Genomic DNA, 15,552 nt, shown 5'->3' with positions numbered 1-15,552 from the left:
GGCCGATGGGACAGCAGGATTCCGGTAGGTGATGATGTCATCGACGGGTGCGTCCTTCTCGGGATCGTGTTGCTTCGCAACTTCATGATCACCGATGACGTCGGTGACGCGTCGTGCGGGTTCGAGGATCAGGGCGTGGAACAGTCGGCGGAGTTCATTGACGGTGATGTCGATCAGGCCGTCCGGGCTTGCTGTGCTGGCTGCGGTTGCTGCGGCGAGGAAGGCGTGGGCGGCGATGACCAGGGTGGTCCAGCGGTGCCAGGCTTTCCAGCGGCGGTGCTGGTGCTGGTCGAGACCGAGGCCGGTTTTGGTGGCCTGGAACGATTCCTCGATGCTCCAGCGCCGTCCGGCGACGGTGACGAGTTGGTGCAGGGCGACGGGTTCGGGGTTCCAGCAGCGGTAGAAGGCCAGCTCGCCGGTGCTGCGGTTGCGGCGGATCAGCAGCCAGTGATGGCCTTGATGGTGGTCGGCGGCGTGCGGCAGGGCGATGAATGCCCAGTCGTAGTAACGGAATCCCTTCGCCCCTGCTCCCGCGGAGTGTCGCTGCCAGGCATGTTTCGGCAGGCCGGCGGCGACCTGGTCTGCCCGGAAGATGCCGAGCCCGGTCGGGACGCGGTGCGAGCACGCGACAGCGAGGACATAGCCGAGCCGGTGGCCGCGAAGTGCCGCGGCGAGGCGCGGGTCGCCGCCGTAGGCTTCGTCGCCGGCGACCCACCGGCACGGCAGACCACCGGCCAGAGCGGTCTCGATCAGCCGGTGGGCCAGCTGCGGTTTCGTGGCGAAGCCGACGGCGTCCGGCACTCCTGCTTCAGCACGTCGTTGCGGGTCCTCGGCCCAGGATTTCGGCAGGTAGAGAGCGACGTCGAGCAGGGTGTGCCCGAACGGCGTCGCATAGGACAGATGCACCGCGAGCTGGCAGTTCTCGATCTTCCCGGCGGTCCCGGAGTACTGCCGCTGGACCCCGACGGTGTGGACGCCCTTCTTCAAGTCGCCGGTCTCGTCGACCAGCAGCACCCCGTCCGGGTGCCCGAGCCGGGCAGCGACGAAATCACGCACGTCAGCCCGGACTCCCGCATCGTCCCAGGACGCCCGGCCGATCAGATCCTGCATCCCACCAGGCCCGTCGTCACCGGCATGCTCAGCGATCGTCCAGCAGTTCTTGACCGGCAACGGCGCCAGCAACCCGGCCATGAAGTCCCGTACCCGACGCCGTGGCTCAGGCCGACCGAAACGCCCCTCGATCGTGTCCATCAACGTCTCGAACAACTCCGACCATCGTCGGGCGTCTACTCTGTAGGCGGCAGCCACCGCCGAATCTTGGGTCCACACAACCTTCGAGACTCAGCGGTGGCTGCTTGCTGTCCACGGACAAAACCACACCATCACCGCAGCTCAGAACGGATCTCCTGCTGGAGTAGTCGAGAACTCACCAAACCCGCCCCCGCTCCGCGGAGATGGCCGGGAAACACAACAGGGCCCGGTGGTCAAGTGTCTCTGACCACGGAGCCCGCATCTTGTGCACGAAACCCATGAAACTGTGTCCGAGGATCGACTTGAACTCATAACGCACACGCCGGTGCTCGATGCGTGGTCGACATGGATCGAGCTGACGGGCGGCGGTCGTTGATCACCCCGGCCAGTTCTGCATCAGGATCTGGGCGAACTCCACGATGATCTGCTGTCGATGATTTCTCAAGTCTGCGAGGGCTTATTCGCCGACAACAGCCCAGTTATCTATCACGAGCCCGACACACCCTTCAGCTCCCGCGACAGCACCAAAGGCCCGGGAGGCGATGCGGGTACAGGTCCGCGTCCAAGGGCGGCACCAAAAGGTTCCGGACACAGACCGGGGTCGTGCGCACGGACTGACGGCAGCCGAAAGCGACAGCCGTTCACCCTCCGCCACGTCCAGCGATGCCAGTCCGACTTCCTTCCCCCGCGGTCAGACATACGCTCATGCCGATGTAACGGTCTTCGGCGCTGACCCTTGCGAGGGATGGCCTTACTGTAAGCAGGTGGTCTGATGCGGCTGACCACAGGGGTTAGCCCGACTAGGCATGTGGCCGTCGCCAGACTGCCGGGATCCGCCTCCTCAATGGCGGCACTTCCTGCCGGAGAGCGCCCTCGACAAAGTCACCAGGCTGATTCGCAACTTCCTCGGCAGGCTGGTCACGCCCGTTCGTAACCGGACGCCGTCATGACGTGTCGTCGAGTCGCCAGCGCGGCCGGTCAGCAGGCGGGGTGCCGGGACGCGGACGGAGCACGAGCATCAGCAGCGCGCCGGCCAGAACCAGCAGATCGACGGTCAGCAGGACGGCGCTCAAACCGTCGATGCCGTGCTCGTGGCCGCCGGTCGCGCCGGCCGGGACCGACGGGGTGGGCGGCGCGATGCCGGTGCCGACGCTGAAGCGCACCACCCCACTGCCTTCCCGGCCGTCGCGCAACTCGACGTGGTAGACGGCGGTGAACGTGCCGGGCCCGCTGAGGCGAATCGGCAGCAGGAGCGAGCGCGGCGAGTCGACACGCATGTCCCCGGCATCGACGGTGGTACCCGCGTCGCTCTGCACGGTCACGTGCGACAGGTCCGGGTCTGGCCAGCCCCCGGTACGCAGCACGAGTGTCGCTGGTGGTGCCGCCAGGGCAGCACCGTCTGCGGGTGTGGTGGCCACGACCGCGCGGTCGTCGGCGTGTGCCGGTGGCGGCGCCGGCAGCACTGCCAGCGCCGCCACCGTCAGTGTCACGGCGAGTAGACGTCCTGCGGTCACCTGGCCACCGGGGTCGCCCGGGACGCCGGGACGACGCAGGAGCAGGCGGTACGGTCCAATTCCGCCTGGTTGGGGCGCAGGTGGAGGTACATCGCGAGCACCATGGGGATGAAGACGATCGAGTTGTAGAACAGGTGCAGCTCGACGCGCGGGAGCACCAGCTGCAGCACGCTGGTCGGCACCGGTTCGCCGGCGAGGAAGCGCCCGGTCTGTGCCTGGAGCAGCAGGAGCAGGTGTTCGATGTGGTGCCAGAACTGGATGGCCAGCGCCACGGTCCACCAGGTGCGGGCCCGGCCGACGAAGCCGGGGCGCAGCAGGAACAGCCCGATCAGCATGACGAGCGCGTACCCGTAGTGCATCCACTCCGAGCTGACCAGCCATGGGAAGAACTGGCCGAGGACGCCGCGTGACTGCGGTCGCGGCCAGCCCAGGGCCCAGATCTGGTACGCCTGGACGAGGTGTTCGGCCCAGTGTGCCAGGACGATGAGCATGAACAGGTTCAGCGACAGCCGATGGTGGCGGTGGTTGAGGCTCTCGACGAGAGACATGTCGTCTGCTCCCGGGTCAGTGGTTGTAGGGCATGGTCGGGAACCAGCCGATGCCGAACCGTGCGGGCAGGCGGATGTCCCAGTAGACGACTGTGAACACTCCGAGCCCGATCAGCAGCGCGGCGGTCAGCAGTGTGGTGCGGCGCGGGTTGTCGGCCAGCCAGCTCACGAACCGGCCCCGGGTGCCGATGACGAGCAGGACGAACAGGCCGGTGACGAGGGTGATGTTGCCCAGCGACTGGAGGACGAACGCGGCCGCGCCGTAGACCGGGTTGTGGGTGTCGACCGCCCAGTGGAACAGCTTGTTGAACATCGGGTAGGGCCGTCCGATGAGGAATCCACCGATGAGCGCGCCGAGGGTGACGACCCGGCCGATCGGGTGGTCACCGAAGACGTCGGGCAGCACGCCGAGGGCGGCCAGGCCGAGGTAGATCAGCGCGAGTCCGATGATGCCGAAGACGACCGCGGACTGGACGAGCCGTACCGGGACGTCGCCGACGGTGTCGGTCGACAGCTGGGGCAGGTGCGGGCCGAGGAGCACGCCGACGAAGCCGTAGATCGAGGAGACGACGACCATGCCGGCGGTGAGCCAGGCGGCCGGGCGGAGCATCATCACGATTCCGTCGCGGCGGGAGTTCCCGGCGCCCGCCTGGCTCATCGGGCCGACGGCGGCGGCCATCGCGATGTTGCAGGCGGTGAACGTGCCGGCGAGCCCGGAAACGAAGGCGAAGATCAGGCCGGCCGTGGTGCCGGCGATCGCGGTGTTGCGGGCGTCGCGCTGCAGAACGGCGTTGGCGACGTTGTCGCCGATGACCGAGTCGACGAACTCGAACGACCAGAGGACAGCGAGCAGGATGCCGGCGGCGGCGCTCCAGGCGACGACCCTGCCCCGGTGCAGTGGCCGCGGCGCGGCCGGGTTGCCGGGGACCAGGGTCAGCGGATCGGACATGGTGCCTCCTTTCTGGGGCGGAGGGCGCGGGCGGTCCGCGCCCTCCGGGTGGGCACGGTTCAGTGGGCGACGGGTAGTGCGACGGCGGCGGGGGACGGTACGGGCCGCAGGTCGGCCTCGCGGCGGCGGTCCAGGAACCACTTGCCCCACCAGAAGAGGCCGCGCGCCAGGCAGACCAGGGTGACGGCGAAGAACAGCGTGTAGACGACGTTGAAGACCATGAGCACGCCGTAGACCATGGCGACCGAGGAGCCGAACATGAACTGCATCCGTGGCGCGGACGGCGTCGTACCCGGGTCGGTGATCATGTAGTTGGTGAAGAGGATGAACGCGACGCCGGTCATCGGCACCAGGGCTGCCCAGAGCGCCACGTCCCAGATGAAATGCCGTAGCAGCGCCTGGATCACGAACGCGCCGACCCAGCCGACGATCAGCGGCACCTTCTTGGTCAGCATCGCGTTCAGCACGGTGCCGGCGGTCAGGATGATGATCGGGACGCCGAGCCGGATCACGTCCGGGACGTTCTCGGTGAAGTGGTACGGCGGGGCGATGTTCACCCAGGAGAAGGCGAGCAGCGTGATGGTGATGCCGAAGTTCGACGGGTTCATGAAGTGCCGCATCCGGCCCTTGATGGGCGCCTGGAGAACCGCCTTCTGGCCGACGGCGACGAGGACGGCGAACCCGATCGGCCAGAACATGTCGTTCGAGTAGAGCAGCATGTTCGCGGCGAGCGCGGTGATGTGGGTCGGCAGCAGGAATGTGTAGAGGCCCCATCCGCCGTTGCCGCTGTAGGCGGGTGCCCGGTGCTGGGCCCAGGCCGCGACGCGTTCGATGGCGATCTCGGCGCTGTAGCCGACCAGCAGCGCGAGCAACGGCCAGGCCCACGGCTGTTCGAAGCCGAGCACCGTGTAGCCGAGGATGTTGAAGATGCTCATCGAGAGGGCGAAGTTGCGCAACGCGAGGTAGCGCGGGTCGCGCTTGTCGACGCGCGGCGGGGTGGTCATCGGGGCGGCGGGCGCGACGGTCCCGTTCACCGGCGCGATCGGCGCGGTGTCGAGGGTGCGGGGTTCGGCTCGCTTGACGTCGGTCACGACGCGGTCACCTCCTGGGCGGTGCCGGTGAGCACGAGGTCGTGCCGGCCGGCGGTGAGCTGGAGCTGCTGGCTGTGCCGGGCGCCGTCGGTGTCCCGCCACGCGATCTCGGCGGTGACCGGGGCCGCGCCCTGGTCACCGAGGCCGAAGAAGACCTCGAAGCTGCGCTTGCCGGAGTGGCCGCCACCGCCGTCGAGCTGGCCGAGCTGGACATGCCCGTCGGCGGTGGTGATGCGCACCTGGGCGCCGTAGGCCGGGCTGCCGGGCGACGCACCGCCCGGAGCCGGGCGGTGGAGTCGCAGGCTGAGGAAGTCGCCGTCGGCCCGGTGGTCGTTGCGGTAGAACGCGGGCGGGCCCCACTGCCGGGCGACGACGAAGTCCTGGGCGCCGTTTCCGTCCGCGTCGCCGACGCCGATCCCGCGGGTGGGGGTGTCGATGCCGAGCCCGATCTCGGCGCTGACGTCGGCGTACCGTCCGTCGTTCTCCGGGGCCCAGAACGCCAGCGGATTGGACCCGGCGATGTCGTCGCCGGGAACCGCCTTCGGCCACATGTCCGGCTCCTGGAGCATCAGGTCGTTGCTCATCGCGAGCTCCTGCAACCAGTTGAACCGGTTGATGGTGCCCTTGACGAAGCCGCAGCTCTGCACGATGACGAGCCGGCCGCTGTTGTCGAAGTCGGCCATCTTGGCGTCCCAGCCCCAACCGACCCAGGCGAGGTTGGACCTGGCCGCCTCGTTGCGGAACGGGGCGATGCCGTCCTCGAGGGAGCGTTTCGCGGCGGCGGGGTCCGGCGCGGTGTTGCGCCAGACCATGTTGCTCTCCTCCAGGCCCCAGGACTCGGTGATGTTGCTGACGAACGCGTCGAAGCGTCCGGTGCCGCCGAGGTCGGCGAAGTCGATCGCCATGCCCTTGAACGAGTCGTGGCCCATCACCAGCGATTTCGGGGTGAGCGCGTCCCGGCGGCCTTCGGCCAGTGTGAAGGCGATCCGGCCGGGCTCGGAGACGTTGTGGAAGAAGCGGTCCTTGCCGAAGTCGTTGGCGAGGTAGAGCTCGGGTAGCAGGTCGCCGTCGAGGTCGGCCGAGGCCGCGCCGAGCGTCCATCCGGTGGACACGGCCGGGTCGAGCGCGACCTGCTCCTGGTAGCTGACCGAGGGGTCGCCGCCGTCACCGGCGGTGGCCGCGGCGGTCCAGCGCAGCAGGTGGGCGCCGCCGGCGTTCTGTGCCCGGGACATCGAGTGGTTCATCTGCACGTTCGGCGCCCCGTGCGGGTCGAGCACCTGACTGTCCGGGAAGTAGTTGAAGATGCCGATGTCCGGGTGGCCGTCGCCGTCGAAGTCGGCGACCGCGACCGCGTTGGTGTTCCACAGCGGGCCGTGGTACTTCCCGTCGGTGCCGGTGGCCTGCGGCACCAGCTCGGTCGCGAGGAACGTCTGCCGGTTCAGCGTGCCGCCGGCGGCCCGGTGCAGGAACACCACGGGGGTACGCCCCCAGTAGTAGACGAGCGCGTCCATGTGCCCGTCGCCGTTGAAGTCGCCGGGCGTGCAGCCCATCGGCGCGATGGCCGGACCGGCCGGCAGCGGTGCCAGGTCGAGCACGAACGGGGCGTACCGCGGGCCGCCGGCCGGGGCGGGCGTGACGATGACCGTGTCACTGCGCGTGTCGACCAGGCAGAGGTCGTTGGCGAGGCCGTCACCGTCGAGGTCGTTGATCGCGGCCGCGGCCCCGACCGAGGAGATCCAGGAGCGGATGTGCTCGTACTTGGGGTTGACCTCGCGCACGGTGCGCTCCGGCAGGCCCGGCGGCAGGGCGATCGGCATGGCGGTGAAGGCGTAGCGGGACGCCACCGACGCGCGGGTGTCGGCGGAGGCCGTGGGCAGCCGGGCCAGCCCGTACGAGGCGGCGACCAGGACCAGGACGAACACGATCGGGGTGAGCCGGCGGAGGAGGCCGGCATTCAGCGATGGCAACGATCCCCCTAGGGATGTGGAAAGGAATCCGAATGGTTCCGAGATTGCACGACGTGAGCTATCTGTTCTTCTCGGAGAATGCTCGCCACGAGTAGGCGCTGTTGCGCCATCAGAAATTAATCAGCGGCCGGAAAAATTGTCATCGGAAGGCCACCGCGCATGCGCAGAGAAAGCATCGGCTCGCGCACGACTCGATGCCCGGAAACCTTTGTCAGTGTCAGATCACGGGCGAGCATCGCGATGACGAAGGTGGCCTCCATCATGCCGAGATGATTACCGACGCAGAATCGCGGCCCGGCACCGAACGGGATGTAGGCGTAGCGGGGGCGGTCCCCGGTCCGGTCCCGCGCGAACCGGTCCGGGTCGAAGCGCTCCGGGTCGTCCCAGAACCGCGGGTGCCGGTGCAGGGTGAACGGGCAGATCAGCACGTCGGCGCCGGCCGGGACCGGGAACCCGCCGATCTCGTCGGGCGCCAGTGACATACGCGGCAGGATCCACACCGGCGGGTAGAGCCGCATGACCTCGTTGAGCACCGTGGCGGTGTAGGTGAGCCGGTGCAGGTCCTCGAAGACCGGCGCCCGGTCACCGAGCACCGCGCGGGCCTCGGCGCGCAGCCGGTCCCGTACCGCCGGATGGTCGTCGATGAGGTGCAGCGTCCAGCTCAGCGTGCTGGCGGTGGTCTCGTGACCGGCCAGCAGCAGCGTGACCAGCTCGTCGCGCAGCCGCTGCCGCCCGACCCGCGGATCCCGCTCGGCACGCGCCGAGGTGATCAGCCGGGACAGCACGTCGTCGCGGTCGGCGGTGCGATCCTCGCGCGCGGCGACCAGCCGGTCGACGATGCCGGACAGGCTGCGGCGGGCCCGGCGGAAGCGCAACTGGCGCGGGAGCGGCACCCAGGCGGGCACCGCGCTGAGCGACTCCAGTTCGAACATCGCCTGGTCCTGGACTGCGGCGAAGTCGTCGCCGATCGATCCGAACGCGCCGAGGTCGGCGTCGAGCAGGGTCCGGCCGAGCACGCCGAGGGTGAGCCCGGTCATCTCGTCCATCACGTCGACGGGTGTGCCGCCGGTACGCCGCAGCCGGTCGACCAGGCCGGCCGCCTCGTCGGCGACCACCGAGGCCTGCGCCGCGATCCGCCGGCTCTGGAACGCCGGCTGGATCACCTGACGCTGCTTGCGCCACAGCTCGCCCTCACTGGTCAGCAGCCCGTCGCCGAGCGCCCGGCGGGCGTGGGTGAGGCCGATGCCCTTGTGGTAGTTGGCGGCGTTGTCGGCCAGCACGTGCTTGGCGTGGTCGGGATGGTTGAACAGGTAGAGCGTCTTCGGGCCGACCGGGATGCGCACGGCGTCGCCGTACCGGTCGGCGGCATCGGTCATCATGCCGAGCCGGTCGCGGCTCATCACCATCAGCATGCGCAGGGCGGCGCTGCGCGGCGGACCGGGCGGGACCGGGCGGCCGCGGGCGGTGAGCGTCATACCGTCACCTCCGAGCGGGCCTTCTCCACCAGCCGGAACCGGCCGCCGTGGAACAGCAGCGCCTCCTCGCCGGGTACGCCGTGCTCCGCGCGCAGTACCCGGCCGACGAAGATCGTGTGGTCGCCGCCGTCGTAGGCGCGCCACAGCTCGCACTCGACGTAGGCAATCGCGCCGGAGATCAGCGGTGCCGCGGTGCACCGGCCGGGATGCCAGTCCACGTCCGCGAACTGTTCCTGGCCCAGCGGCCGGGACCGGTCGGCGAACCAGCGCGCGGTGCCGGCCTGGCCCGCGCCGAGCACCGACACCCCGAAATGCCCGGCGGTACGCAGTGCCTCGTGCATCACCGCCTGGTGCTCGACGCAGACGAGCACCAGCGGCGGGTCGAGCGAGACGGTGGTGAACGAGTTGGCGGTCATGCCGTGCGGGACCGCGCCGCCGACGGTAACGACGGTGACGCCGGTCGCGAACGCGCCGTAGACCTTTCGCAGCCGCCGGGCGTCGTCCGGAACGGGCTCGGTGCCGTTCATGCCGGCCTCCTGGCTGCCGTGGCGGCGTACGGGGCGAGCGCGCGGGCCAGCGGTTCCGGCACCCGGGCCGGGACCGTGCGGGTGTTCGGGCCGCGCATGCACGCCACCCGCTGCCGGCCGCGGGCGATGAGCGCCTCGTCGCCGGACGGGTCCAGGCGCACGTAGTCGAAGCCGAACTCGATCTGGGTCTGGGCCAGGTCGATGAGCCTCATCCGGATGGACAGGTCGTCGAACGCGGTGATCTCGGCGAAGAACTCGCAGTCCACCCGCAGCGTGAACAGCTTCAGGTCGTGCTGCAGGTCGGTCAGGACCTCGGGCGCCAGGTTCTTGAGGAACATCTCCCGGCACCGGCCCTGCCAGCGCAGGTAGTTGACGTAGTAGACGTTGCCCACGATGTTGGTCTCCTCGAAGCCGACCGTGTGCAGGTACTCGTAGTAGTCGCTCATGCTCACTCCCCCGCCCCGACGAGCACGGACAGCACGACCGGCGCCGCGACGTCGCGCAGCGTGGTGACGAAGGTGGCGATCCGCAGGTCGCCGCAGCGCAGCTCCACCCAGCGGTCACGGCGCGCCGGTTGCAGCGTCAACGGTTCGCCGGTCGCCTGCCCGGCCTTGCGCAGGCATTCGATCGCGGTCCAGACCCGGGTGGCGGCGACCTGGACGTCCTCGCCGAGGTCACCGGCGATCAGCCGGGCCAGTCCGGCGTGCGCGCCGAGCAGCCCCGCCCAGACATCGGGCTCCCGCGCGGTGACCGCCTCGACGTCGCAGCCGAGCGGGCCGGGCGCGGCGACGAACAGGGTAATCCCGGCCCCATGGGCGGCGGATACGCTACGGTCGCCGTCCACCTCGGGCCGGCCGTCCGGACGGTACCGGACCTGCACTGCCCGGCCGAAGGTGCGACCGGCGGCGAGGGTGGTCGCGACCCGGCGCGCCGCCAGGTCCGCGGTCGTGCCCGGCTCGACGGTGACCGCGACCCGGACGCCGGTCAGGTCCTCAACCGCCCGCTCCAGGTAGGGGCCGACGAGCGGCGGCGCCCACGGCCCGGCCGGGTCCTGCTTGCGCACCGCCCGCAGCCGCAGTCCTTCCCAGCGCTCGACGATCTCGCCGGTGCCGGTCCGCAGCGCGATGTCGTACACGTAGGTGTCGCCGTCGCGGGAGCGCTCGACCGCGCTGTAGCGCAGCCCCTGTGCGGCCGCGAGCTTCTCCCCACCCGGGTAGATGCGATCGACGCCGGTCGGCAGCAGTGTCGCGTCCGGCACGCACACCTGGTTGCCGTGCATCAGCGCGTCCCGGACACCGGGGTCACCGAGCAGCAGCTGGTCGGGGACGAACCGGGCGAACCAATCGGTGGACGGGATCGCCTCCACCCGCACGTCGACGTGCCGGGCCGCGGACCGGTGGTAGCCGCGCACCCGCTGGAACCGATCACCCTGGAACAGGATCGCGCCGTACAGGTCGCGGGCCGGATCCAGGGGCACGGCGGGCAGGTCGTCGCCGGCCTGCTCGGGCGGGCCGTCCGGGATCGCGGTGTCGCTCAGCCGCAGCCGGGCGGTGAAGTGGTCGGCCGCGTGGAGGGTGTCCTCGGCGCGGATCGCCACCTCGACAACGTCGTCGTCGGTGACCACCGCCGCGATCCGGATCCGCAACCGCCCGTGCGGCGGCACGATGATCGGCCGCAGGAACTCGGCCCGCTCGATCACCGGCACCGCCTGGACGCCGGTGACGGCGGCCGCGACCTGGGCCATCGCCTCCATCCCGAACACCGCCGGGAAGAGCAGGTTGCCGTCGAGGTCGTGGTCGGCGAGGTACCTGTCGACGCCGACGTTCAGCTCGGCCTCGCAGACCAGCTCCACGCCGTGGTAGCGGATCAGCGGGCGCTCGACGAACCGGGACAGCGGCAGCGGCGGCAGGTGCCGGCGGATCGTGTCGATGCCCTCGGTGCGGCCGCTGATCACTACCGTCCCGGGGCTCTGCGGATCGGCCAGCAGCCGGCGCAGGACCGCCAGGCCCTGCTCGGGCGTGATCGGGGTGACTCCGTCACGGGTCAGCGACTCGATCACCGACAGCCGCTCCCCCATCCCGACGCCCGACCAGACCGACCACTCCAGGCATAGGCTGCGGCAGCCCGGGTGCTCCCGGCCGACCTCGGCGGTCAGGTCGGCGAGCCACTCGTTCGCGGTGGCGTAGTGCGCCTCGCCGCGCAGGCCGGACCGGCCGATGATGCTGCCGAGCGCGACGAGCAGGCGCAGCCTGCCGGGCTCGACCGCGGCCAGCACCGCCCGCAGTCCGTGGACCTTCGGCGCCATCGTCCGCCGGAACTGCTCCATGTCCAGGCCGGTCAGGGCTGCCGGCTCGTTGCGGCCGGCACCGTGCAGGACCGCGGTGACCGGGCCGAGCTCGGCGGTGAGCCGGGCCACGGCGGCACGCACCTGGCCGGCGTCGGTGACGTCGGCGCGCGCGTAGCGCACCCGCACCCCGGCCGCGGCGATCCGGGCCAGGTTGGCGGCCAGGTCGGGGTCGGCGGCCGGGTCGGAACGTCCGAGCAGCGCCAGGGACGCGCCGGTGTCGCCGGCGATCGCCAGCGCGCACTCCGCGGTGATGCCTTTGCCGCCGCCGGTCACCAGCAGCACGTCCTCGGCGGTCAGCGGCGCGACGGTACGGGCCGGGCGCACCGGCATCGCCCGCAGCGTCGGCACTCGTCGCTGCCCGTCCGGGTCGTAGTGCGCCTCGGTGAAGCCCGAGGTCGCGGCCACCTCGCCGGCGATCAGGGACACCGGTTCGGCGGCGTCACCGGGCAGTTGCACGATCGTCACCCGCAGGGCGGGGGCCTCCAGGCGCAGCGTCTTGGTCAGGCCGGCGGCGCCGCGGCCGTGTTGGACCAGCACGAACCGGGTACCGGGCGCGGCGGTCGTGGCGACCTGGGCGCCGTCGAGGGCCAGCCGCAGATCCGTCTCGTCGCACCTGTCGGGCAGGCAGACCAGCACGCCGGCACCGAGGTCCGACACCTGCAGCCGGTCCCGCAGCGCGGCGGCGAACGGGTGGTCGAGCGGCGCGTACAGCTGCCAGGGGCCGCACGGCTCGGCGGCGGTCCGCGACGGCAGCGGCACCGGTTCGGCGTCGATGCGCCATGGCCTGGTCCAGGGTGCCGCGCCGGCCACCAGAGGTGCGGCGTGCCGGTCCCCGTCCTGGGCGGTCTCCCGGATCTCGTCGAGCGCGACCGCCAGCTCGTCGATGGTCGCGGTGGCGAAGTTCGTCGGCACGCTCGCCGCGGGCAGCCCGAGCTCCGCGGCGACCTGGTTGACCACCTGGCCGACGGTGATCGAGCTCAGGTGCAGGTCGTCGAGGAGCATGCTGCCGGCGTGGACCAGCTCGACAGGCAGTTCGGCCCGCTCGGCGGCGAGCCGGCGGAGCCGGTCGACCGTGCTCTCGCCGGTGTCCGCCGTCACGGTCGCGGCCGGCGGCGCGGCGGGGGTGTGGGCCGGCCGGGAGGTGTCCCGCAGCCGCACGTCCGGGGCCTGTTCGCACGGGCTGGCGAAGAACGTGAACTCGGCGCCGACCCGCAGCGGGCGCACCAGCCGGCCGTGGAACAGCGCCGGGTCGACACCTGCGGCACCGACCACCCAGGCTGCCGCGACAGTCCGCAGCAGCCCGGTCAGGGACTCCGAGTCGGTGTCGAGCGAGACCACCGGCACGTCGCAGACGGTGGCGGTGAGCGCGCCGAGCACCTGCCCGGGGCCGACCTCGACGAAGAGCGCCACGTCCGCGGCGGCCCGGGTGACCGCCTGGCTGAACCGGACCGGCTCGGTGATCTGCCGGTGCAACAGCGCGGGCAGGTCGGCGCCGGCCTCCAGTACGGCACCGGTCACGGTGGACTCGATCCGCCTGCCGACCGGCCCGAACGTCTCGCCGGACAGCGCCTTGACGAACTCGTCCGCGGCCGGGGCGACCAGCGGCGAGTGGAACGCGTGTGACACCCGCAGCCGGGTCGCGGTCAGGCCCGCCTCCCGGGCGCGGCGCCCGGCCGCCTCGACGGCGTCGGCCTCACCCGCGATCACGGTCTGTGCGGGCCCGTTGTAGGCGGCGACCACCAGCGGCAGGCCTTCAATCAGGGCGGCGACCGCCTCCGGGGCCGCGGCGATCCCGGCCATCGTGCCGGACTCGCTGTGCGCGGCCATGGTCCGGCCGCGGGTCGCGGCGATCCGCAGGACGGCCCGCTCGTCGAGCGCGCCCGCCCAGTGCAGCGCGGAGATCTCTCCGAGGCTGTGCCCGACCGCGACCGAGGCCTCGACGCCGAGGGCGGTGAGCACCCGCAGCCCGGCCAGCGAACCGGTGACGATCCGCGGCTGGGCGACCTCGGTGGCCACCGCGTCCGCGCCCACCGGAAGCGCGGTACCGGCGTAGACCTCCTCGGCGTCAGCGAACCGGCGCCGCAGCGCGCCGCCGCTGACCCCGCGCCCGGAGCCCTGCCCGGGGAAGAGGAATCCGATCCGGGCCGGGCCGGACACCGCGCCGAGCAGCACGTGGCCGTCGGAGGCGATGAGTGTGGTGGTCCCGGCCGCGACCTGCTCACGCAGCCGGCGCAGCCGCCGCTCGGCGTCCTGCGGCGAGCCGGCGAGCACCGCCGCCCGCAACGGCCGGTCCCGCAGGTCCGCGTGCAGCGTCGCCGCGAGGTCGCCGAGCTGGGCGTACGCGATCGTGGGCAGGAACGTGATCAGCTGGTCGAGCTGGGCGAGCAGGTCGTCGGTGTCGGCCGCGTCCAGCAGCAGCAGCTCGGCGTCCTGCACCGACGAGGCAAGCGCACGGGTCCGGGTGTCCAGGCCGGCACGACGGCGCGGGCGCGGGTTCTCCAGCACCAGGTGGGTGTTGATGCCACCGAAGCCCATCGCGGTGATCCCGGCCCGGACCGGCGCGCCGTCCGGCCACGCCTCGGCCTTGCGCAGCACCCGCAGGGCCGGGGAGTCGCCGGTGAGCAGCTCGTTCGGGTCTACGCAGCCGACGCTCGGTGGCAGGACCTCGTGGTGCACGGCCAGCGCGGCCTTGATCAGGCCGGCCACCCCGGCCGCCGCCTTGGTGTGACCGATCATGCCCTTGATCGAGCCGATCGCGGCGGGCGCGCCGGTCGCGCCCGCGCTCCGGCGGGCCTGCGACAACGCACCGAGCTCGGTGGCGTCGCCGACCTTCGTGCCGGTGCCGTGCCCTTCGAACAGCGAGATCGTCTCGATGCCGAACCCGGCCCGCTCGTACGCGCGGTCCAGGGCGAGCTGGTAGCCGGCCGACTCGGGCCGGGTCATGCCGCCCTTGCCGTCGGAGGAGATGCCCCAGCCGGCGATCGAGGCGTAGACGCGGTGCCCGGCGCGCAGTGCGTCGGACTCCCGCATCAGCACCACCATGCCGCAGCCCTCGCCCGGCCAGAAACCGTTGGCGGCCCGGTCGTAGACGCGCATCTCGCCGGAGGCCAGCGCGCCGGTCTTCGCGAACCCGACGATCTCGAACGGGTCGATGGACAGGTCCACTCCCCCGGCGACCGCCACGTCGACGTCGCCGTCGATGAGCGCCTTGGCGGCGGTGGCGACCGACAGCAGCGACGACGAGCAGGCCCCGTCGACGGTGTAGCCGCCGCCCTTGAGGTCGAAGTAGTTGCAGATACGGCCCGCGATGGTGTTCGACAGCGCGCCGGCCAGGGTGTCCTCGTCGATCGCCGGGAACGGGCCCTTGAAGGTCGCCTCGAAGTCGTCGAGGAAGCCGCCGAGCTGGTCGTCGTCCCAGTTCTGCTCCTTGAGCGCGGCGGCAACCATCCGGCGCACGTACGGCCAGCGCAGTCGCAGCTGGTTGGCCCGGGAGAATTCGCCGGTCAGGCTGTTGCCGACCACCACACCGGTACGCTCGCGCGGCAGCCCCTCGCCCATCGGGAAGCCCGCGTCGGCCAGCGCCATCGCGGCCACGTCCAGCGCCAGCCAATGGGTGAGATCGGTGGCGCGGAACGTGCTGCCGGCCACCTTGTAGGCGATCCGGTCGAAGCGGTAGCCCTCGATCACGGCGGCGTTGCGGGCGTAGAACTTGTCCGGCACCGCCGGGTCTGCGTCGTAGTAGTCGTCGAGGTTCATCCGCACGTCGGGCAGCCGGCGGAAGGCACGGCGCCCGGCGAGCGCGTTCTCCCACAGCTCCTGCGGCGACGTGGCGTCGGGGTAGCGGCAGGACATGCCCACCACGGCGATCCTTGTCATGCCGTGC

10 protein-coding genes are annotated in these 15,552 nt (G+C 71.3%); all 10 read right to left on the bottom strand.

The window, feature by feature from the left end; genetic code table 11:
- Nucleotides 1–1,251: IS701 family transposase (locus ACIA8K_RS39100; protein WP_396068551.1), on the bottom strand; the 1,251-nt coding region annotated here is incomplete at its 3' end.
- 944 nt (nt 1,252–2,195) lie between these two features.
- On the bottom strand, nt 2,196–2,765 hold the full coding sequence (locus ACIA8K_RS39095) for a copper resistance protein CopC (RefSeq protein ID WP_396068547.1): 570 nt from the start codon (nt 2,763–2,765) through the stop codon (nt 2,196–2,198).
- On the bottom strand, nt 2,762–3,313 hold the full coding sequence (locus ACIA8K_RS39090; protein WP_396068546.1) for a hypothetical protein: 552 nt from the start codon (nt 3,311–3,313) through the stop codon (nt 2,762–2,764). The genes ACIA8K_RS39095 and ACIA8K_RS39090 overlap by 4 nt, the downstream gene beginning before the upstream one ends.
- Before the next feature lie 16 nt (nt 3,314–3,329).
- On the bottom strand, nt 3,330–4,262 hold the full coding sequence (locus ACIA8K_RS39085; protein WP_396068545.1) for a hypothetical protein: 933 nt from the start codon (nt 4,260–4,262) through the stop codon (nt 3,330–3,332).
- 59 nt (nt 4,263–4,321) lie between these two features.
- Nucleotides 4,322–5,266, bottom strand: a complete 945-nt coding sequence (locus tag ACIA8K_RS39080; RefSeq protein ID WP_396068550.1) for an enediyne biosynthesis protein — start codon at nt 5,264–5,266, stop codon at nt 4,322–4,324.
- A gap of 83 nt (nt 5,267–5,349) precedes the next feature.
- On the bottom strand, nt 5,350–7,320 hold the full coding sequence (locus ACIA8K_RS39075; protein ID WP_396068544.1) for a CRTAC1 family protein: 1,971 nt from the start codon (nt 7,318–7,320) through the stop codon (nt 5,350–5,352).
- Between the two features lie 116 nt (nt 7,321–7,436).
- Nucleotides 7,437–8,795, bottom strand: a complete 1,359-nt coding sequence (locus ACIA8K_RS39070) for a cytochrome P450 (protein ID WP_396068543.1) — start codon at nt 8,793–8,795, stop codon at nt 7,437–7,439.
- Nucleotides 8,792–9,322 (bottom strand): flavin reductase family protein, encoded by a 531-nt coding sequence (locus ACIA8K_RS39065; protein ID WP_396068542.1) that lies wholly within the window; start codon nt 9,320–9,322, stop codon nt 8,792–8,794. The genes ACIA8K_RS39070 and ACIA8K_RS39065 overlap by 4 nt, the downstream gene beginning before the upstream one ends.
- The gene (locus ACIA8K_RS39060; RefSeq protein WP_396068541.1) at nt 9,319–9,768 is read right to left on the bottom strand and encodes an acyl-CoA thioesterase; all 450 of its coding nucleotides are present in this window, start codon (nt 9,766–9,768) and stop codon (nt 9,319–9,321) included. The genes ACIA8K_RS39065 and ACIA8K_RS39060 overlap by 4 nt, the downstream gene beginning before the upstream one ends.
- A 2-nt stretch (nt 9,769–9,770) precedes the next feature.
- On the bottom strand, nt 9,771–15,545 hold the full coding sequence (locus ACIA8K_RS39055; RefSeq protein WP_396068540.1) for an SDR family NAD(P)-dependent oxidoreductase: 5,775 nt from the start codon (nt 15,543–15,545) through the stop codon (nt 9,771–9,773).
- Between the last annotated feature and the right edge of the window lie 7 nt (nt 15,546–15,552).

Origin of the sequence: Catenuloplanes sp. NPDC051500 (assembly GCF_044454585.1) — a bacterium.
Lineage (GTDB): Bacteria > Actinomycetota > Actinomycetes > Mycobacteriales > Micromonosporaceae > Catenuloplanes.
This window is presented reverse-complemented; position numbering and strand designations above follow the sequence as displayed.

Excerpts from the sequence above, each read along its gene's own strand:
- ACIA8K_RS39090 (WP_396068546.1), bottom strand. The coding sequence starts at position 3,313 with ATGTCTCTCGTCGAGAGCCTCAACCACCGCCACCATCGGCTGTCGCTG.
- ACIA8K_RS39085 (WP_396068545.1), bottom strand. The coding sequence starts at position 4,262 with ATGTCCGATCCGCTGACCCTGGTCCCCGGCAACCCGGCCGCGCCGCGG.
- ACIA8K_RS39080 (WP_396068550.1), bottom strand. The coding sequence starts at position 5,266 with ATGACCACCCCGCCGCGCGTCGACAAGCGCGACCCGCGCTACCTCGCG.
- ACIA8K_RS39070 (WP_396068543.1), bottom strand. The coding sequence starts at position 8,795 with ATGACGCTCACCGCCCGCGGCCGCCCGGTCCCGCCCGGTCCGCCGCGC.
- ACIA8K_RS39065 (WP_396068542.1), bottom strand. The coding sequence starts at position 9,322 with ATGAACGGCACCGAGCCCGTTCCGGACGACGCCCGGCGGCTGCGAAAG.
- ACIA8K_RS39060 (WP_396068541.1), bottom strand. The coding sequence starts at position 9,768 with ATGAGCGACTACTACGAGTACCTGCACACGGTCGGCTTCGAGGAGACC.
- ACIA8K_RS39055 (WP_396068540.1), bottom strand. The coding sequence starts at position 15,545 with ATGACAAGGATCGCCGTGGTGGGCATGTCCTGCCGCTACCCCGACGCC.